The organism is Nocardia glycosmidis, assembly GCF_052545115.1.
The window spans coordinates 25831-43854 of sequence record NZ_JBQWRH010000031.1 but is presented as its reverse complement, the minus strand read 5'-3'; the positions used below and the strand labels follow the sequence as shown (position 1 = coordinate 43854).

Annotated in this window: 18 protein-coding genes and 1 pseudogene; 9 read left to right on the top strand and 10 right to left on the bottom strand. The window is 64.0% G+C overall.

The genetic code is table 11. The annotated features are described in order from the left end of the window. Both ACT86A_RS26515 and ACT86A_RS26510 read left to right on the top strand, forming a co-directional pair. Positions 1-418 (top strand): SDR family NAD(P)-dependent oxidoreductase (locus ACT86A_RS26515; protein WP_445094946.1); only part of this gene is annotated, 418 nt, incomplete at its 5' end. Positions 419-491: 73 nt separating this feature from the next. Further along, on the top strand, positions 492-1415 hold the full coding sequence (locus ACT86A_RS26510) for an NADP-dependent oxidoreductase (protein WP_445094945.1): 924 nt from the start codon (positions 492-494) through the stop codon (positions 1413-1415). Positions 1416-1589: 174 nt separating this feature from the next. Here the strand turns inward: ACT86A_RS26510 and ACT86A_RS26505 are convergent, their stop codons facing one another. Beyond that, complete coding sequence (locus ACT86A_RS26505; RefSeq protein ID WP_445094944.1) at positions 1590-2033, bottom strand: pyridoxamine 5'-phosphate oxidase family protein; 444 nt, start codon at positions 2031-2033, stop codon at positions 1590-1592. A gap of 341 nt (positions 2034-2374) precedes the next feature. On the opposite strand from ACT86A_RS26505, the gene ACT86A_RS26500 reads away from it, so the two are divergent. Together ACT86A_RS26500 and ACT86A_RS26495 are read left to right on the top strand one after the other, a co-directional pair. Beyond that, positions 2375-2842 (top strand): hypothetical protein, encoded by a 468-nt coding sequence (locus ACT86A_RS26500; protein ID WP_445094943.1) that lies wholly within the window; start codon positions 2375-2377, stop codon positions 2840-2842. Between the two features lie 736 nt (positions 2843-3578). Continuing rightward, a complete protein-coding gene (locus ACT86A_RS26495; RefSeq protein WP_445094942.1) occupies positions 3579-4397 on the top strand; it encodes a class I SAM-dependent methyltransferase in 819 nt (272 codons plus the stop codon). A gap of 326 nt (positions 4398-4723) precedes the next feature. On the opposite strand, the gene ACT86A_RS26490 is transcribed toward ACT86A_RS26495, so the two are convergent. Both ACT86A_RS26490 and ACT86A_RS26485 read right to left on the bottom strand, forming a co-directional pair. Continuing rightward, positions 4724-5629 carry a formylglycine-generating enzyme family protein gene (locus tag ACT86A_RS26490; RefSeq protein ID WP_445094949.1) on the bottom strand — a complete coding sequence of 302 codons (906 nt, stop codon included), beginning with the start codon at positions 5627-5629 and terminating at the stop codon, positions 4724-4726. 47 nt (positions 5630-5676) lie between these two features. Next, complete coding sequence (locus ACT86A_RS26485) at positions 5677-8028, bottom strand: arylsulfatase (protein WP_445094941.1); 2352 nt, start codon at positions 8026-8028, stop codon at positions 5677-5679. 604 nt (positions 8029-8632) lie between these two features. Here ACT86A_RS26485 and ACT86A_RS26480 point away from each other — a divergent pair. Further along, positions 8633-8866: a hypothetical protein gene (locus ACT86A_RS26480; protein ID WP_445094940.1), complete on the top strand. Its 234-nt coding sequence runs from the start codon at positions 8633-8635 to the stop codon at positions 8864-8866. Here ACT86A_RS26480 and ACT86A_RS26475 read toward each other — a convergent pair. Both ACT86A_RS26475 and ACT86A_RS26470 read right to left on the bottom strand, forming a co-directional pair. Beyond that, entirely contained in the window at positions 8841-9890 is a 1050-nt protein-coding gene (locus tag ACT86A_RS26475; RefSeq protein ID WP_445094939.1) for a Rieske 2Fe-2S domain-containing protein, read from the bottom strand. The two genes, ACT86A_RS26480 and ACT86A_RS26475, sit on opposite strands and share 26 nt — an antisense overlap. Next, the gene (locus ACT86A_RS26470) at positions 9887-10942 is read right to left on the bottom strand and encodes a Rieske 2Fe-2S domain-containing protein (protein ID WP_445094938.1); all 1056 of its coding nucleotides are present in this window, start codon (positions 10940-10942) and stop codon (positions 9887-9889) included. The genes ACT86A_RS26475 and ACT86A_RS26470 overlap by 4 nt, the downstream gene beginning before the upstream one ends. 54 nt (positions 10943-10996) lie before the next feature. Here ACT86A_RS26470 and ACT86A_RS26465 point away from each other — a divergent pair, with 54 nt between their 5' ends. The 3 genes from ACT86A_RS26465 (at position 10997) to ACT86A_RS26455 (ending at position 14167) form a co-directional block, all read left to right on the top strand. Then, positions 10997-11284 carry a hypothetical protein gene (locus ACT86A_RS26465; RefSeq protein WP_445094937.1) on the top strand — a complete coding sequence of 96 codons (288 nt, stop codon included), beginning with the start codon at positions 10997-10999 and terminating at the stop codon, positions 11282-11284. Between the two features lie 310 nt (positions 11285-11594). Continuing rightward, positions 11595-12236, top strand: coding sequence for a DUF6892 domain-containing protein (locus tag ACT86A_RS26460; RefSeq protein ID WP_445094936.1), 642 nt, complete (start codon positions 11595-11597; stop codon positions 12234-12236). Positions 12237-12643: 407 nt separating this feature from the next. Beyond that, positions 12644-14167, top strand: coding sequence for an FAD-binding oxidoreductase (locus ACT86A_RS26455; protein ID WP_445094935.1), 1524 nt, complete (start codon positions 12644-12646; stop codon positions 14165-14167). Between the two features lie 159 nt (positions 14168-14326). Here ACT86A_RS26455 and ACT86A_RS26450 read toward each other — a convergent pair whose 3' ends face one another. The 3 genes and pseudogenes from ACT86A_RS26450 to ACT86A_RS26440 form a co-directional block, all read right to left on the bottom strand. Further along, a complete protein-coding gene (locus tag ACT86A_RS26450) occupies positions 14327-14713 on the bottom strand; it encodes a beta-sandwich lipoprotein (RefSeq protein ID WP_445094934.1) in 387 nt (128 codons plus the stop codon). Positions 14714-15276: 563 nt separating this feature from the next. After that, a pseudogene (locus tag ACT86A_RS26445) lies at positions 15277-15399 on the bottom strand (IS982 family transposase); the annotation flags it as partial. A 98-nt stretch (positions 15400-15497) separates the two neighbouring features. Then, a complete protein-coding gene (locus ACT86A_RS26440) occupies positions 15498-16313 on the bottom strand; it encodes an SDR family oxidoreductase (RefSeq protein WP_445094948.1) in 816 nt (271 codons plus the stop codon). A gap of 199 nt (positions 16314-16512) precedes the next feature. Here ACT86A_RS26440 and ACT86A_RS26435 point away from each other — a divergent pair, with 199 nt between their 5' ends. Further along, positions 16513-17040 (top strand): TetR family transcriptional regulator, encoded by a 528-nt coding sequence (locus ACT86A_RS26435; protein ID WP_445094933.1) that lies wholly within the window; start codon positions 16513-16515, stop codon positions 17038-17040. A 211-nt stretch (positions 17041-17251) separates the two neighbouring features. Here ACT86A_RS26435 and ACT86A_RS26430 read toward each other — a convergent pair whose 3' ends face one another. Both ACT86A_RS26430 and ACT86A_RS26425 read right to left on the bottom strand, forming a co-directional pair. Further along, the gene (locus tag ACT86A_RS26430) at positions 17252-17626 is read right to left on the bottom strand and encodes a hypothetical protein (protein WP_445094932.1); all 375 of its coding nucleotides are present in this window, start codon (positions 17624-17626) and stop codon (positions 17252-17254) included. Next, positions 17623-18006 carry a nuclear transport factor 2 family protein gene (locus ACT86A_RS26425; protein ID WP_445094931.1) on the bottom strand — a complete coding sequence of 128 codons (384 nt, stop codon included), beginning with the start codon at positions 18004-18006 and terminating at the stop codon, positions 17623-17625. Before ACT86A_RS26425 ends, ACT86A_RS26430 begins: the two co-directional genes overlap by 4 nt. Positions 18007-18024 lie beyond the last annotated feature (18 nt).

The window sequence follows — 18024 nt, the reverse complement described above, 5'->3', positions numbered from 1 at the left end:
ATCACGAAGTCTGCGCCAGACCCTGGAAACCAACGTGATCGGGGTCATCCGGGTCACCAACGCGATGCTGCCGATGCTGCGCGCCTCGGCCGCACCGCGGATCGTCAACATGTCCAGCAGCGTCGGGTCGCTGGCCCTGCAAACCACGCCCGGCATCGACATGGGCCCGGTTCCCGCCGCCTACTTGGCCTCGAAGACCTTCCTCAACGCCCTCACCATCGAATACGTCAAGGAACTGGGTGATACCAACATCCTGATCAACTCCGGCTGTCCCGGTTTCACCGCCACCGACCTCAACGGCTTTCGCGGCGTCCGTACACCGCAACAGGGTGCGGCCATCGCAATTCACCTCGCGACCCTGCCCGACGACGGACCGACCGGCGGATTCTTCGACGACGCCGGAACAGTGCCCTGGTGACGGGCACACCGGTGCCCACCATTCCCGTTCTCGAGGTCGGCCGCGCGGCGCGCATCGGAGGAGAAGCAACACAATGGCAATAGCAGTCAGATACGACGAGTTCGGCGGAATCGAGGTCTTGCGGGTCGACGATGTCGACCGTCCCGTACCTGACGACGGGCAGGTCCTGGTTCGGGTAAAAGCGGCAGGCATCAACCCTGGTGAGGCGGCCATCCGCACCGGCGCGATGGCCGGCGTCTTTCCCTCGACGTTTCCGTCCGGGCAAGGCAGCGATCTCGCCGGGGTTGTCGTCGAGGTCGGCGTCGGAGTCGACCGATTCTCGCCCGGCGACGAGGTGATCGGGTTCTCCGAGAAGCGGGCCGCCCAGGCCGAGTTGGTCCTGGTCGACGTCGACAACCTCACACCCAAACCGAAGAACGTCTCATGGGCGGTGGCCGGCGGCCTGTACGTCGCCGGGGTGACTGCCTGGGGGGCAGTACATTCCGTGCAACTCGACAAGGCGGAGACCGTTGTCGTGTCCGCAGCAGCCGGCGGAGTCGGCTCGCTCGCCGTTCAGCTCGCTCGCCGTGCCGGAGCCACTGTCATCGGCCTGGCGAGCCGGCATAACCACGAGTGGCTGCAAAGCCACGGCGTGATCCCGGTCGCATACGGTGACGGAGCCATCGACCGGATCAAGGCCGTCGCACCGGGTGGCGTCGATGCCTTCATCGACACCTACGGCGGCGGGTACGTCGAACTGGCCCTTGCCCTCGGCGTCGCAGTCGAGCGGATCGACACCATCGCCGATTTCGCAGCGGCCGCGAAGTACGGAGTCAAGACCGAACCCGGAACAAACGCCAGGCCGGGCGCCGAGGTACTCGCCGAATTGGCCGCCCTGATCGCCGAGGGACACCTCGAAGTCCCGATCGCGAATGTCTACCCGTTGACACAAGTCCGCCAGGCCTACACCGAACTCGAACGCCGACACACCCACGGCAAAATCGTGCTCGAGCCCTAACCTGTACCAGCACAATGCAGCCCGCTCGAGAACCGCAGGATGAATCCCGTCGGCGCTGTCCAGTCGGCCACCCTGGGGACCGCTACAACCCGACGTCGCCGGGCTGAACAAGGCCGTCCGTGAACAGGAAACCGTTCCGGTCCGTTTCGGGAAGCGCCGGAGCGCAACAGCGCTTCAGCCGTTGCTGTAAACGCGATCCGGGAGCACGAGAACGACCGCCCGGCGCTCGGCGGCCATAACGCTGTCGTACTCCACCCAGTCCTCGTGGGTGCCGCCAGCCGCGGTGAACACCTCGCGCAGCAGTAGCCGCAACCGTTCGGCATCGATGCCAGGGGCCGGGTCGTCCGGACCGACGATCCACACCGGGCCCTCGACAGCCGCCCACTGCCAACCGACACGAGCCACGACCGTCATGCGAGCCCGGGCACGCACGTTCTCCAATTTGCGCGTACCGCCGCGCACCACCATCCCCACCACATGCTCGCCGGTAGCAGGGTGCTCCAACACACCCGCGTTGACAACCGAGGACTGAATCGTGCCGTCCGCCCGCACGGTAGAGACGACACAAAGTCCATGGTCGCCGGCAATCAGCTGTGTGAAGTCCGCGAGATCGCTCATCCGCTGAAGTCTACGTACTCCCGGAAGCCGCGCTGCGCGACGACTGCGGCGTAGCCGGACCGCTGGGTCCGGATGCTGTCGGGAGCGACAGGCGAGGTGGTGGACTGCCAGGCAAAGTCGGGCAACCCGCCGCAGCGTGCTGCGGTACGCCGCGTGCTGCGGTACGCAGCGTCCGCCCGGCGGACACCAACGGCCGCGTGGCCGACATCGCCGTGTTGACGGCATTTGATCGGCCGCCCGGTGATCAGTTGTCGTAGCAGATCAGTGGCGGGTTGATCGTTGATAAACCGCCGAGACACGATCGCTTACCGGGGCCTCTGCTCCTACGAGGAGGCCGTGGTGTGGTGGATGCCGTGGGCTTCGGCGACCCCTGGGCCATTTCCGGTTCCGCCGTTTTCGCCCCCGCCGTTTTCGCCGCAGCCGTTTTGTTCCCCGGTCCCGTTGTTCTCGCCGCAGTCATTATTGCCCCCGCCATTACCCCCGCAGTATTCATTGTCGCAGCCATGGGGCGCGACTGGCGGAGGTGGCGCGGCAGCGTCATTGCCGGCCCATCCCCGAGGCTGATCGAACTGCACGATGCCCGGCGCAGCGGTCGGTGCGGCCACGGCAGGAATCGCCGCCATCGCAGGGAACGCTGTCGCTATCCCCGCCATCGCGACCATGGTGAACAGTTGACGGGTGGTGCTGCGGTACGTCTCCTTGATCATCATCATTGCCTTTCTGGCGAGACCATTGCCTTTCCGGCGAGCTCGGTGAACCGAATTGTGCATTCGATCGCTTTCGTCACCTCGCATATCTCGTTCGCGTAACAACGACGTCGTCGAGACCATCTGGAGCAGCGGCGCGGGCGACGGTCTCGCCGTGGAATCCCGCTTGCTCGGGTGCAAAGCGAGCAAGCCCCGGTCTGCCGGCCGGCTCCGGCGAGAACATCGTGAGCCTCGACCAGCACTCGATTTGACGACGCGTTCGCGGCAGCCGCTCCGGAGAACGCCCCGCACTATCGTCATCGGCAGCGAAGGGTTCAGCGTGTGCAGGGACGCCGTCCACGGATACCTCCATACGTCCCTGGGACAACCCTACTCGGATGATCAACTGCCGGAAATCGTCGTCTGTGTCGAACCCGTAAACCTGCGAACCGAGTTCCACAACTAGTCCCACCGGATCCGGCCCGGCGGCATAGGCGCCAGGTTCGGGACCAGACCGCACGCGTGGACTTCGACAGCAACATCCGCCGGCCGGGGCCGGGAAACCAGCTCGATCGTGAATGGTTCACCCAGCCGGTGGTAGCGTGCGGCGGCCTCACGGGTGTCCTCGTACGACACGCTGCGACCGTACCGGCGCATTTTCACCAACTTGCCCGCAGAATGGTTGGGTTCGATCGGAACGGGTGCTGGCCATATCGAGCCCGAGGACCTCGGTGACTGGCATCGAAATAGCAGGAGCAGAACCCACTAGCTTCTCCTGCACGACAGCCGACTTCCCGACTCGTTTCAAATCGATCAGGTTCGGCCGCGTCCACTGGCCCGACTGCAGAGGGAGAATCAGATGACCGAATCCGGCCCCGCTGGTCTCAAGGCACGGCAGCGCGCAATGTGGGCACTGGGCGACTACCCGGCCGTCGCCACCGAAGTCATCCCTGAGCTGGGTCGGCGTCTCGTCGAGGCCTGCCGTATCGCCCCGGGGCAGCGTGTGCTGGACGTCGCGGCCGGATCCGGAAACGCAGCGATCCCGGCCGCGGAGACCGGTGCCGAAGTCGTTGCGAGCGACCTTACGCCGGAACTGTTCGACGCAGGCCGGCGTCTCGCTGCCGCGCGGGGCGTCGACCTGCAGTGGCAGGAAGCCGACGCCGAGGCGCTGCCCTATGCCGATGCCGAGTTCGACGCCGTGATCTCCTGCGTAGGCGTCATGTTCGCGCCGTTCCACCAGGCGGCCGCAGACGAACTGATGCGAGTGACCAAGCCGGGCGGCACGATCGGGCTGATCAACTGGACACCCACCGGATTCATCGGGCAGATGTTCGCCGTGATGAAACCGTTCGCTCCGCCGCCCCCGCCCGGGGCGCAGCCAGCCCCGATGTGGGGCGACGAGACACATGTCCGGGCGCTCTTGGGTGATCGCGTCGCCGACCTGGAGTTGCGACGCGAAAAAGCGGTCATCGATCATTTCGCCGACGGCGCCGAGTTCCGCGACTTCTTCAAGGCCTACTACGGACCGACGATCGCCGTGTACAAAGCCATTGCCGCAGAACCCGACCGGATCGCGCGGTTGGACCGGGAACTCGCGGATCTCGCTGCCCGACATGACGTGGGCAACGGCCGGATGGAGTGGGAGTACCTCCTGGTCACTGCACACCGATCAGCCTGAACTGGTCATATAGCCTTGGCCGGACCGTGGGAAAAGACACCTACACGTTCGCCGCCGCCGACGCCAGGGTGTTGAAGGTGCGAGAGCAAGGGGCGGCACACCCTGGCCGGGTGGGCGCGCACTGTTGAGTCGCAAGCCGGCGAGTAGGACCGCGGACGGAAAGGTGCACAGCAGGGTCCGTTCGGAGTCGCCGTCGGGGAGGCGAAGCGGAGTGCGCGGCCTGCGCGGCGTTGCACCGACGGCAGGACCGGCATGGCTACCGAACTGCCTGCGGCCGAACCCTATCCATAAAGGCTGAATCGCTGTTTGTCGGTTGGTGCACAGTTTCACGAAGTTGCGTCGCGCACGACGCACCGGAAGCCGAGATGGCAGGTAGCGGTTTCCTCGGTCTGACCTTGTCGGGCCGCAGGCCGGTACCGCAGGCAATAGCATGCCGCGCACAGATATGATCCACCTTTGATGATACGACGTGGAAACCGTTGCGGCACTGTCGATTCTGGTGTGCCCACCTGCGGATTGCGTGGAGCGCAGCAGGTCGGCGTCGGATGCCGAGGGCGGAAATAGTCGATGGTCCATTCCCAGACATTGCCGGTCATATCGTGCAGACCGTAACCGTTCGGCGCATAGGTGCCGACCGCTGTGGTGCCAGGAGTCCCAGCCTGCCCGCGACCGGGTTCGAATTTCCACGGAAACGCGCCAACCCAGACATTGGCCATACGGCGACCGGTAGGTTCGAATTCGTCGCCCCAGGTGAACGTGGCCCCGTCCAGTCCACCGCGAGCGGCATACTCCCATTCGGCTTCCGTCGGCAGCTGTTTGCCGACCCAAGCCGCATACGCTTGCGCGTCCTCGTAGGCGACCTGAGTGACCGGGTGGCGGTCGAGCCCGTCGAGTGTGGTGCCGGGCCCGCGTGGGTGGCGCCAGCACGCGCCGGGCACGTACCGCCACCAACGGTGCCAGTTGTCCAATGGCACCGGTCGCCTGGTGGGCCGGAATACCAGTCCGCCCGGGATCAGGTTCTCCGGCTCCGCATCCGGATAATCCTCGGCTGCGGGAGTGCGTTCGGCGACCGTGACGTATCCGGTCTGCTTCACGAACCGTCGGAAAGCGGCGTTGGTCACCGGGTGCGGGTCGATCCAGAACGCATCGACCCGCACCCGGTGCACCGGCCGCTCCTCGGGAAAGAAGTCCTCCGATCCCATCGCGAAGCTGCCGCCGGATATCCGGACCATGCCTCGCCGAATATCGTCACCGATCGCGGTAGCCACGAATCGCCACCTCAATCCCGCGAAAATGCCGCAGCCGCGGCCATTTCCAGGTCCTGATACGGTTTGCCGCTCACGTCCTCGATGACCTGACGCATGGTGCCCCCGGTGAACGGGAACGGTGCGCGGTAGCGTGCGGAAACAGATTGACCACCGTCGCGACCGACGCGGATTCCTTCCCCGACACCGGAGAACACGATGGGCTGGGTGCGCATGTCCTCGAACGAGCCGACCGGATCCTCATCGATATACAGGACGGCCTCCCCGGTCGGGGTGAAGTTGTCAGCGCGGGTTCCACGACGTTCGTACCGTATCCCGAGGATGTGATCGCCCAGCGGTATCGTTCGATCCGAAACGATGGTCTGCTCTTCCTCGCCGAGGAAGTTGTAGGTGTAGTGCAGGTGGCCGTCCTTGACATAGAGCGTGTGTCCGCCGAGTCGGCCGCCGTGGGCGAACAGCACCCCTTCGGCATCTGCGCGGTCGATCGTGGTCTCCGCGAGCAGCGCGAACGACCGGCCCTGAATCTCCAGTGCCGCACCGGGTCCCACCTCCGCGCTGCCCGGATAGTAGACAGCACTGTCCCGCTTCGCGCCGTATGTCGGACGGTAGCGGGTCAGAGCGGAGATGACGTCGAGATCATTGAGCGGCATGCCGTTGTATTTGTCGGCCTCCGCGAACCACAGCGCTTTCAGCTCCTCGAGTTTCTCGGGGTGAACCTCGGCGAGGTCGTGCACCTGGCTGCGGTCCTGCTCGATATGGAACAGTTCCCAGCGGTCCTTGTCGAAATTTCCCCAGCCGGACGGGCATGCCGCATGAATGGTGTCGGCGAACCACCCGCGATGCCAGATGCCGCGCGTGCCGAGCATCGAGTAGAACTGCGTGTGCTTGCCGACGTCCGCGTTCGCGTCGTCGAACAGCGCCCGGAAACTGACCCCTTCCAATGGGCGCTGCGCCACATTCTTCACGGTGTCCGGCGGTGTGATGCCGAGTAGGTCGTAAACAGTCGGGGTGACATCGCAGACGTTGAGGTACTGGTGGCGCACTTCGCCGCGGGCCGCTATCCCGGCGGGCCACGACATCAGGCACGGGTCGGCGATGCCGCCCTCATGCGAGGCATATCGCTTGTACAGCTTGTACGGGGTGTTGAACGCCATCGCCCACCCGATGCTGTAGTGGCTATAGGTGGTCGGCGAACCCAGTTCCTCGAGCTTGGCCAGACTGTCATCGATCGTGTCGAGGTAGCCGTTGAAGAACTTCATCTCGTTGGCGGTGCCGTTCGGACCGCCTTCGCCGCTGGCGCCGTTGTCCGAGAACGTGACGATGATGGTGTTGTCGAGTTGGCCGCTTTCCTCGAGATAGTCCAGTAGTCGGCCGATCTGCGCGTCGGTGTAGGACAGGAATCCGGCGAACACCTCGGCCTGCCGTCGGAACAGCCGCTTCTCGTCCTCCGACAGCGAATCCCATGGTCGCACCGTGTCCAGCAGCGGCCACGGCTTGCCGTCGGCACTGGTGACATCCGCATACGGGTTCATGGGTGAGAGTTCGGTGTTCTCCGGCACCAGACCCAGGCGCTTCTGGTTCTCCAACACGATCTCGCGGTATTTCTCATAGCCCATGTCGAACCGGCCGCGGTACTTGTCGGCCCATTCCCGTGGCACGTGGTGCGGGGCATGCCCGCATCCGGGGCAAAGGTAGGTGAACCACGGCTTGTCGGGGGCGACCACCTTCGCGTCGCGGATGAACTCGATTGTCTTGTCGGCGAGGTCCTTCGACAGGTGATATCCGTCTTCCGGTGTGTACGGCTGCGTGATCGGATGATTGTCGTAGACCAGATTCGGATACCACTGGTCGGCCTCGCCACCCAGGAACCCGTAGAACCGCTCGAACCCACGCCCCAGCGGCCAATGCCGTTTGGACGCCGCCAGATTCTCCTCTTCCAACGGTGTCATATGCCATTTGCCGACCGCGTAGGTGTTCCACCCACGCTCGGCGAGCACCTCCGAGCACAGCGCCGTTTCTGCCGGTATGCGACCGCACATGCTCGGGAAGCCGTCAGTGAACTCCTCGATGGTCGCCATACCGACCGAGGTCGCATTCCGGCCGGTCATCAAGGACGCGCGAGTTGGTGAACACAGGGCAGTGGTGTGGAACTGCGTGAACTGCACACCACTGTCGGCGATGCGCTTCATATTCGGCATTTCGACCAGACCGCCGTAACAGTCCCAGGTACCGATCCCGATGTCGTCCCACACCAGATACAGCACATTCGGCGCGCCCCGCGGTGCCGTCGGTTCCGCGTAGGGCCCCCAATCGGGCACCGAATCACGTATATCGAGCGCGACCTCCCCCTCGAACTTCCTGGCCATCATCCACCTCCGGTAACGAAAGCTGATTATTTGCCATTCATCCTGTTATCCGGGCTCGGGACCTCATGTCGGCTACACCCGAGAGCGCCGATCGGTGCGGCTGTCGTGTCGGGATGGGCATTCCCAGCTCCGGCGATACCGCGGAGACGGGCTCGGATGTCCGATTCGATGTGTGGTGGTCATGCTCCTCCAGAACCTGATGTCCGGATATTCGCTGATCAACACCTTCGGTACTCAGAGAGTACGACTACATACGGCGGTGTGCTCCCGAATCGATCGGATCGAAGAGACAGCAGCAACTGCTCACATCGCCCGGTTACGAAACAGGTTGCGATTTGCAAGTGGCCGCCGTGCCTCGAGTTTCTCGGCTACGTCGGTGGCGGATGTCAGGCCGGAGGAAGTGCGGGCGCCGTCGATGGCACCGTGTCCCGGTGCGGTGCCGGCACCACCGAACTACCGGTCATTGGCGTGGGGGCAGCCAGCCCTTGTCAACCGGACGCGGACAACGGCCATCGCTCGCCGCGGGTGACCGAGACGACTGTTCCATCGAGTTGGTTACGACCCCCACACCGGACGCGGGGTCGGCAACCTCATCGCCGCACCCTTGGCCGGAGCCCGCCGCCAGCACGGCACCACCGTCTTCGTCGACCCCGCCACCCTCGAACCGTTCGAAGACCAATGGGCCTGTCTGTGCAGCATTTCTCGACTGTCCCTGAAACAGTCGATTTCACGCTCTTCTGCAGGAACCAGCGATCTCTGTTCAAGACGTCGTCTCGATGAATCGCGAACAACATGTCGGGTCGAATTCCTTGTCAATCGTGCTCGATTTCCGCAGTGACGTCCCGTCCGGGATCTCCGTCCGGCAGGTAGGAGTAGTCGCCTCGCTGCTGGCGTGCTACCAGGTCTTGATAGATCTTGCGGTAGCGGAGGGCGCCGACGTCGAACCGGGAGTTCATTTCCGGCTCCTCGCCGGCCCGAAGGTACGAGTTGTTCTGGGCGCGCAACGCCCAATTGTCCTGTCGCGCGATCAAGTGCGCGGACAGGGGCGAAAGATGGCGAGCCAGTGGCGAAACGCGCAGCGTGTCGAAGGTTACCGGAGTGCGTGTCCGTGCGGGCGACTCCGGATTCGCCGGATGCATCATCCAGAACAGCAGTCCCGGCTGATACGAGCCGTAAGAGATGCAGATTCCGCTGCGGACGTAGACAAACGTCGCCAGGCGCAAGTTCTGCCGGTCGCTCCCGAGTCTGCGGCGCTGCGCCTTCGGAACGGGCCGGTCATTCGCCGTGCGCACCATCGTGACGGTCTCCGACGTCGAGGTGACCCGGATTTCGGATCCGACGACCTGCTGTGACCAGGAGTGCAGGAAGTCCGCGTGGGTGAGATCGAGCAGATTTTCACACACGAGCTGCTGGCTGCAGTCGAAGACCACGTTGTTCAAGAAATGGCGGGGCAATCCACCTGCGGCGGGCAGATGCGGGATCCGCGGAATCAACTCGAACGAGGCCGCGGCTACATCGCCGTACCAGACCCAGACATATCCGTATCGCTCGGCGACCGGGTAAAGTCCGGTGCCCCTGGTCAATTCACCTGCCCGGAGTCGGCCGTGTTTGCGGTCGGCCGGGGAGTGTTCGGATGCGTGCACCGCCCCGTTCTCGCGCCACAAGTAGATCGGTCGGCCGTGGATCGGCCGGTACACCGGCCGGCGGCCGACGAGTCGACTGTGCGCGACCGGGAACCACACGTCGCGTAGCGCGAAACCATTGGGAGGCAGAGCCACGTTGTCGGGTGCCGGCTCGTACTGCGGCGACGGGAGGGTCGGCGATGCTGCCAGGACGGGCGAATTCGTGGTCATCTTGTTCATTGCGCCTCCGTTTCAACAGCGCCGGTTCGGAACTCACGCACCCGATCGACGGCGGGATCGCTGACCGCCTCGGCGGCATCAGCGGTTGTTTCCAGTGCACGTACCACCTGGATGGCAGACCGCCCGGCCATGCTCGCCCACAGGCGCATCCGCGCGTGCAGCGCGGAAGTGCCCTGCGCCTCGACCAGCCACCGGACGGTGGTGCGGTGGCCGGCGGTCGGAGTCAGCCCGACCAGGATCCGCACCGCGGCCGGGCCTCCGCGGGTGTCGGCAGCCGCGATAGTCGTCCCCGTCGTGGGGACGACAGCCACCCGCGCGTCGGTGGTGCGGCGGCTGACCGGGTCGAAGGTCGCCAGCCGTGGCAGATTCCAGGTCAAACGGCGTCGGCGGACCACCACGCCCGAGGCGTTCACGGCAACCTCCGGGCCGAGCGTCTCGTCACCGCATCCGAGAAGTCGGCCGAGTCCGAGTGCCTTTCCCGGGTTGACGAGCAGCGCCTCGGCAACCAGGGAATGCGGCGCCCGCACTTCGGCTACACCACGGACCGTTCGAACCTGGGCGGGCCCAGCCGGGACCCCCGCCGCAGGCAGCGCACTGGCGAGCGAGTCGGGTGGACCGAACCCACTCCAGACGAACACGAACCCGCCCTCCTCCATGACCGGATAGGCGGGAACCCGGATTCTCGCCGGCAGCTTCTCGTCCGGGCGTACGCCGGGAATCAGCGAACACCTACCGGTCGCCCCGTCGAAGGTCCAGCCATGGTATGCGCACTGCAAACCCGCTGAGGTGAGCCTGCCCATCGAGAGCGGCAGCCACCGATGCGGGCAGCGGTCGGCCACTGTTCGGACCGAACCGGCCTGATCACGGTAGAGCGCGATGTCCCGTACGCCCAGGCGGGCGCGACGGACGGACTGCCGGACCTCGGCGGAGAAAGCGACCGGCCACCATCCCGCGGACAGCCCGAACGGTCCCTCGCGCAGCGCACCGGTATCCGCCGACGGTTCCCGTGGGTTCCCGGTCGATACGGTGCTCACGTTCGTATGAATCGGCATGCCTACCCCTCCTCTGCGTCGACCCGGTTCGGATCGGTTTCTATCAAGTTCCTTATGAACGAAAACAATTATCGGATCGAATATTCAACGGAATTCGGCAAAAGTGTTCGGGCGACCCGTCAGAGCCGGAAAGGTCGTCGACTGAATAATTTAACGATGGTGTTGGCGCCTCGCGACGAGATCGTCGCGGATCTGCCGGGGTGCGACGTCGGGATGGGACACTTTGGCGATGATCCTGGTCCGGCACACGATCCGACCGCCTGGCTGCTCCGTGATATGCGGCAGATTTTTCGGAGCGAAATCTGGCAAACATTTCACCGAATCTGTGGCTCCAGCTGTTGATTCACCCGAGATATCACTATTTCCCGGTTCCAACGGCGCGTCTTTCTCAGTGATCACTTGTACTCCTTGGGGCACTGCCGACGGTATCGGCCGGCGCCCAGCCGAAGATGTTGCCTTCCAGTACCTTAGCGGCTTATCACGCGTTGGCAAAGGTTTCGCCGAATCCGATGCGCCATCCGATCTCGATGGATTGGTGACTCCAGGTTTGCTGGAGACCGTTGGATCTGGAAAGAAGCAGCGATTTGGGGTTCGGCGGGAACCAGGAAGCCGGTTGAACTGTGGGAATGTGCCGCGGCGAGGGTTTCTGAGGGTGAGCGAGCGGGGTCCCCGAACTCGAGCGCGCCAATTCAATTCTGAAGGTGCTCCGGCCTTTTTCGCCAAAGAATCGGCCTTTTTCGCCAAGGAACTGGACCTTCCGCCGCCGATATGGTGGGGTGTGATCGACACCCACCGGTCCGACGTGTCTGGCACGCCAGGAAGCCGAGAAGTAGTCGTTGTCGTATACCAGCGCTACTTTGAGCGTGTGACTAGGTTCGTGGACTTCAGCATCAAACTGGCCGTTATCGACGAACTTATGTACGGAGACTCTCCGAAGCTTGCGCCATGGTCGCTCGAGGACACACTGGAAGCCCGTGGGTTCGACGGTGACCTCTGGGAGTATTCCTTCGACAACTATCGCGACCAGGTCATGCCGGAAGCGCGGACGTACTTCGAGAGCCTGGAGCTTTCTGCCGATCTACTCGGAGGGGTTGAGCAGCTGATCTTCGATGGTGGCTGTCAGGTCTACCTCGAATGCTGCCCACACTGGGATGGTGAGAGCGACCAGTTCGACGTCGCCAGTCTCGATGACCTCCATCTCCTTCCGAATTTGAAGCGCGTGATCGGTGCGGATCGGCTTGCACCCCAACTGCAGGCCTTCTTGCGTTCCCGGGGCATCGAATTGATCGACTAGCCTCCAGCACACATCGGCAGAAGCGGACGCTCGATACGCGCGCCCAGCGGAATGAGCACCCACCGCGCCCGGCTCGGAAAATGACACGACGATCCAGAGCGGTTCAGCGGCAGCAGTTGGGGTCCAGCCGCCGCCGCACAACGCCGACGAGGCCTCGCGTTTGGCGTGGTGGACCACGTTCACTCCGGCGTGTTCGGAATCGACGAGTCCGGCTTGCGGAGCCGGCCGACACCGCTGGGAACCTCGTTTGGGTGTCGTCATCGTCCTCGATTGGCGTGTCGGGACACACCGCCACGTCACCCCGTTACCGTGCGGGGGTCGACCACAAAGGACTGCCCGGCGGCTGGCGGGTAAGAGTTCCCTTGGCAGCCGGGTACTGGCGTAGCCCGATTGAGAGGATCTGGACCTTGAGCGATCTTTCTCGCCGCGACCTGCTCAGGACGTCGGCGGCCGCTGGCGTCGGAGCAGTCGTCGGCGCGGGCCTCACGGCCGCGGACACACCGGATATTGCGGATGCAAGCGCCCCGGGAATCGAGGCCGCGGGCCAGCCCAGTGAAAGCCCGGGATGCCCGCCCGCGACGCTGACCGGCCACATCATCCGCCCCGGTGACGCGTCGTACACGGATGCGCGACTCGGCTGGGACCAGCTCTTTTCTCACTATCCGCTGGTCATCGCCTTCGCGCAGGAAACCAAGGACGTGGTGAACGCCGTCACGTGGGCGCGGCAGCATGACATCGCGCTGCGGGTGCGCAGCGGCCGCCACGCCCTAGAGGGCTGGTCGAACGTCGACAACGGCATCGTAATTGACGTCAGCCAGCTGAAATCGGTCCAGATCGACCCTGGCGCGCGTATCGCGACGGTCGGAGCCGGGCTGAACCAACTGGAAGCGGTGACGACGCTCGCGAAGCAGAACTTTGCGGTCACAACCGGAAGCGAAGGCAGCGTAAGCCTGTGCGGTGCGACGCTCGGCGGTGGCCTCGGGCCGCTCAACCGCTGGCTCGGCATGGCCTGCGACAGCCTGATCGCGGCCGAGGTCGTCGTCCCGTCAGGTGACGACTGCGCCGAGGTGATCAACGCGGACTTGCAGCACCACTCGGACCTGCTCTGGGCGCTGCGCGGAGCAGGAAACGGCAACTTCGGGATCGTCACACAACTGACCTATAAGGTGTATCCGCTCGAACATCTTGCCTATGTGCAGGCGACATGGGATGGACTCGGGGACCTTCACGGGGTTTTCGAGGCATGGCAGCGTACGGTGCCGTCCGCCGACAGCCGTCTGGGATCCGAGCTCGAGATCCACAAGTCCCAGATCCAGCTGTCCGCGTGGCTTGTGGACGGGGCAGCCGAACAGGCCAGACAGATGCTGGCTCCGATCCTGTCGGTCGGCACGCCTGATGTGACGGTGCAGGTCGGTAACTGGGGCGACATCTTTGCGGGAGCCCAGATCCCGCTCGCGCAAGAGCCCGCGAACTGGAAGTTCTTCTCGCAGTTCGTCAAAGAGCGGTTCCCGAAGACAGCGATCGACATCATCGGCGATTTCATGCGAAACGCCCCCACAGAGGAGAGCAACTACTTCGTCGATGCCTTCGGTGGGGCGATCAAGACGGAGCCCCCGGGCGGCACGGCGTTCGCGCATCGCGACGCGCTTTTCTACGGCGAGATCGGCGCAGCCTGGGGGACTCGTTCACCACAACCAGGCGTCGGCGACCCACTGACCTCGCAGGCCCAGGCCTGGACCGCTGAGTTCAGCCAGGCGCTGCGGCCCTACGCGGATGGCGCCTACGTCAACGTGCCGAACGTCGCAATGCAAGACTGGGAGACCGCTTACTGGGGGAGCCAGCGTTTCGAACGGCTGCGTAGGATCAAGGCGAAGTACGACCCCCACAACGTCTTCCAGTACGAGCAGAGCATCCCGCCCGCGTCACACTGATCGCAGTTCGCCGCTGCTCCCCCAACCCCTCGGGTAGCTGTCGGCGGCGCGGAGGGTTCCGGCGCGTCATCGCCAGCCTCCTGAAGATCGTCATCCACAGAACGACCGACGCCGCTACGGCGACATAGCCACGTGCGGCTGGACTACTGAATCTCGAGTTCAGGGATGGTCGACATCGGGGATGATGGTCTCGGGCTTGAAGATCACCTTGTAGTGGTAGCGGCTCACGTCAGCGCCTTCGAGCTGTTCCACGAAGTAGCTCACGTTGTCCGAGAGTCCGAGGAAGTGCTTCTTGTATTCGTCATCACCGGTCTTGCAAGTAACCTCGAGCTGGTTGTTCTCATCCTTGATCGAGCACCTGCCCTCGATGGACAGCAGGTACTTGTCGGTGATTCCGTTGAAGAACACCACGCGCCGGTTGATCTTGAACTGGTCCGATTCTTTGGACAGGTTCTTGGACACTACGTCGGCGTCACTCGAGCACCCGGTCAGTGCGATGACACCCGCGAACAGAGCCGCAGCAGCGGCGATGAGCTTCTTCTTCATTCCCTACCCCTACCGAAATCCACCGAGGCGGAACCAGAATCATATACTCCGATGAACTCTGCCTGAAAGGGTGCGCATGGGGTCGAGATCGGGTACATCCGGCATCAGCACCTCCGCTGGCCGATGCCAGCTGTGATGACGTATCTCGTGGATGGTGAGCAGGCATGCGTCAGGTATTTGGCGTCCGGCTATCGCCGATCTTGGTCTGCGCTCAGTTGCGCAACACCGTTGCCGGCGAGGAGATCTCGCGCCGCATTACGGCCGGTGGCAAGTAACAGCAACGCGGCGGCAGGCCCTTCGATGGCCAGCGGCCCATCCCACATCGGTTGCTACGACGCGATACGCAGCCAACTTTCTGCGGGAACCGAACATACCGGTTTTCCAGACTCGTTCGAGGGCCAATCGCGCAATGTCGTTGGGCATTTCGCGGGCAATGCCGAGTCGCCGCTGAGCGGGCAGGCCTGGTCGAACTGCTGGAGACGTTGTCCGAAGCCGACTGGGACCACAGCTCCCTCTGGGGGCTGGCGCGTCCGTGATGTCGTCGCGCATAGTCCGAAGCCCGGTCAGTGATCGTAGGCGATCAGTGACCGGGTGACCGGTGCATCGATGATGTGGCTGTGCGAGATCGCGGCGGCCATGGCCAGCGCGCGCTGGGCGACGCGGATTTCCACGCCCTCCATAAATCGGCACCGCCGCCTGTGGCTCGGCGCACCGACCTCCAACCCAGGAAGGTGCCTTCGGCACCCTCTCTGCACAACCTTCGTCTACCTAGCGAGCTGCGCGTTCAGGCGGGGGCGCCTTCGGCCGCGACCGACACCTCGGACCACTCGTCCCACGTCTTGAGTCGCTCAGCGTAGACCTGCGGGACAATCTGGAGGGGGGTGGTGCCGAAGAAGACCCGAAGCGGAGGGTTCTCTGCGTCTACGATTTTCAGCAGAGCAGGGCCTGCGGCCGTGGGGTCGCCGATCGTTCCGCCGGCGAACGCCGCAGCGACGGCTTCGCGTGCACCGTCATAAGCTGCGAGCGGTTCGGACTGGACCGCGGACGAGCCAGCCCAGTCTGTGGCAAAGCCTGCGGGCTCGACGAGGGTGACTTTGATCCCGAACGAAGCGACCTCCTGGGCCAAGGCATCGCTCAGACCCTCCAGGGCCCACTTCGAGGCGTTGTAGCCGCCCAACGTGGGAAATGAGGCTACCCCGCCGACGGTGGAAATCTGCACGATGTGGCCGTCACCCTGGTCACGCAGGTACGGCAGGACCGCCTGGGTCACCCACAGTGCGCCGAAGAAGTTCGTTTCGAACTGATCGCGGATCTCCTTCTCATTGATTTCCTCGACCGCGCCGAAAAGGCCATAACCAGCGTTATTGACGACCACGTCCAAGCGCCCGAAGTGATCATGAGCCTGCTGAACAGACGCGGTGACTGCCGCTTTGTCGGTCACGTCCAACGCCAGCGGGAGGATCGCGTCGCCGTACGCGGCGACCAGATCGGACAAGGTTTCGGTGTTACGGGCGGTAGCCGCAACCTTGTCACCGCGGGACAGGGCCGCATCGACGAAGTGGCGGCCGAAGCCACGGGACGAACCAGTGACGAACCAGATCTTGCTCAAGGGGCGCTCCCAAAGTTGATACGAAGTATTCAAACGCAACCATAGATCATTATGAGACTGGATCTCAATTTGAGCCCTCAAGTGTAGACTTGTTGTAATGACTGACACATCGAGAGCTCCGACCCGCCGCGAGGCGCCCTCCACACTTCGCGCTCGGACACGACAGGCAATGCAGGCCGAGGTAAGCTCCGTGGCTTTCCGCCTGTTCGCCGAGCATGGCTTCGATCAGACAACCGTCGACCAGATCGCTTCCGAGGCGGGCTTGTCGCGTGCCACCTTCTTTCGGTATTTCGGGACGAAGGAAGATGTCATCCTCGGCGATCTCGAAGACCTCGGCCGAGACGTCGCGAGGCGCTTCGCCGAGCGCCCCGCCGGCGAGCCTCCCTGGGAGTCGCTGCGCCGCGCCTTCGACGCGCTGACCGAGTTCAATGCCGACGAACCCGAGAAGGCTTTGGCTTATGTCCGCATGCTCTGCGAGACGCCGTCCTTGAAAGCCCGACAGTGGGAGAAGCAACAGGCTTGGCACGACTTTCTCGTGCCGGAGGTCTCCCACCGACTTGGCATCGACCCCGCCGCCGTCGAGGACCCCCGCGCTCGCGCGCTCGTCGCCTCGGCCCTCGCATGCAAGGATGCGGCGACCGACGCCTGGACGGCTTGTGATGGCACCATTCCCCTCGCCACACTGATCGACCGCGCTATGGGGACCCTGACCCCTTAAGCCATAGATGGAACGTTCCACATACTGGTGGGATGTCGAAGGTGGAGAACGGGTCTGCACCGGATCGTCGGTCGGAGGCGCGCGAGGTAGCCCCCTGGCTCTTTCGGTGCCTGCCGGGACACCCGCCGTGGATCATCCGTGCCCAGCTGCTTCGCCGAGATGTACCTCTATCGACAAGTTCCAGTTTGGCGTCCGGATCGGCTTTCTGAACTCAGCGCGCAAAGGACAGTTCGGGGGTGCGAGCGATGAGAAGGCGCCGCACCTTGCCGTCCGCATCGAGCTGTGCGGTGGCGTTGAAGGAAGCTTCGAACACCCCGCCGCGGGTTGTCCGGCCGAGTACCAGCTCGTAATCACCCACCACCGCACCGGTGTCGATGTGATGGACCAGTGTGCTCTTCTCGCGCTGCGCCAAGTAGCCGACCAACCCCGCACGGTCCCCCACGAATTCGGCGGACTGCCCGGCCCCTTTGGAGAACTGTACCGACATCGCGAAGTCGCCCGAGATCATGCCCAGCACGCGGTCGGGGTCGTCCGAATCCATGTATTCGAACCATCTGGCCAGCACGGGTGGCTCTGCAGTCGTCATCCGGCCACTCCCTCGACGTCGAAAGATGTTGGTATCAGCGCGAAGTCGGTACTGAATGACACCTGGTAGCGATCGATCAGCCCGCTGGCATCGATATGCATCGCGCCGACGAAGAAACCAGTTGTCGTCACGTCGTTCTCGGTGACGGCGCCGTGCGCGAACTCCACACCATTGTCGGCGGCCACCCGCAACAGCCGATGCTTGCGGTTCACCTTCGGCCGGCCCTGCAGGTAATCGAGCATGGCCGCCCGGCCACGCCCGAGTTTCACTCCGGTGGGCAACAGCATCGCGAACTCGACGTCTTCAGCGAGTAACGCCACCGCGTCGTCCAATCGCCCACTGTCCAAGGTTGCGTAGTAGCCCTCGATGGCCAAACTCATGAAATGAACTTAGTTCGG

What these genes read in the sequence shown, in the direction of transcription:
- ACT86A_RS26505 (WP_445094944.1), bottom strand. Translation starts at nt 2,033, where the DNA reads ATGAGCGATCTCGCGGACTTCACACAGCTGATTGCCGGCGACCATGGA.
- ACT86A_RS26485 (WP_445094941.1), bottom strand. Translation starts at nt 8,028, where the DNA reads ATGGCCAGGAAGTTCGAGGGGGAGGTCGCGCTCGATATACGTGATTCG.
- ACT86A_RS26495 (WP_445094942.1), top strand. Translation starts at nt 3,579, where the DNA reads ATGACCGAATCCGGCCCCGCTGGTCTCAAGGCACGGCAGCGCGCAATG.
- ACT86A_RS26450 (WP_445094934.1), bottom strand. Translation starts at nt 14,713, where the DNA reads ATGAAGAAGAAGCTCATCGCCGCTGCTGCGGCTCTGTTCGCGGGTGTC.
- ACT86A_RS26475 (WP_445094939.1), bottom strand. Translation starts at nt 9,890, where the DNA reads ATGAACAAGATGACCACGAATTCGCCCGTCCTGGCAGCATCGCCGACC.
- ACT86A_RS26490 (WP_445094949.1), bottom strand. Translation starts at nt 5,629, where the DNA reads ATGGTCCGGATATCCGGCGGCAGCTTCGCGATGGGATCGGAGGACTTC.
- ACT86A_RS26510 (WP_445094945.1), top strand. Translation starts at nt 492, where the DNA reads ATGGCAATAGCAGTCAGATACGACGAGTTCGGCGGAATCGAGGTCTTG.
- ACT86A_RS26465 (WP_445094937.1), top strand. Translation starts at nt 10,997, where the DNA reads ATGAACGAAAACAATTATCGGATCGAATATTCAACGGAATTCGGCAAA.
- ACT86A_RS26430 (WP_445094932.1), bottom strand. Translation starts at nt 17,626, where the DNA reads ATGACGACTGCAGAGCCACCCGTGCTGGCCAGATGGTTCGAATACATG.
- ACT86A_RS26425 (WP_445094931.1), bottom strand. Translation starts at nt 18,006, where the DNA reads ATGAGTTTGGCCATCGAGGGCTACTACGCAACCTTGGACAGTGGGCGA.
- ACT86A_RS26470 (WP_445094938.1), bottom strand. Translation starts at nt 10,942, where the DNA reads ATGCCGATTCATACGAACGTGAGCACCGTATCGACCGGGAACCCACGG.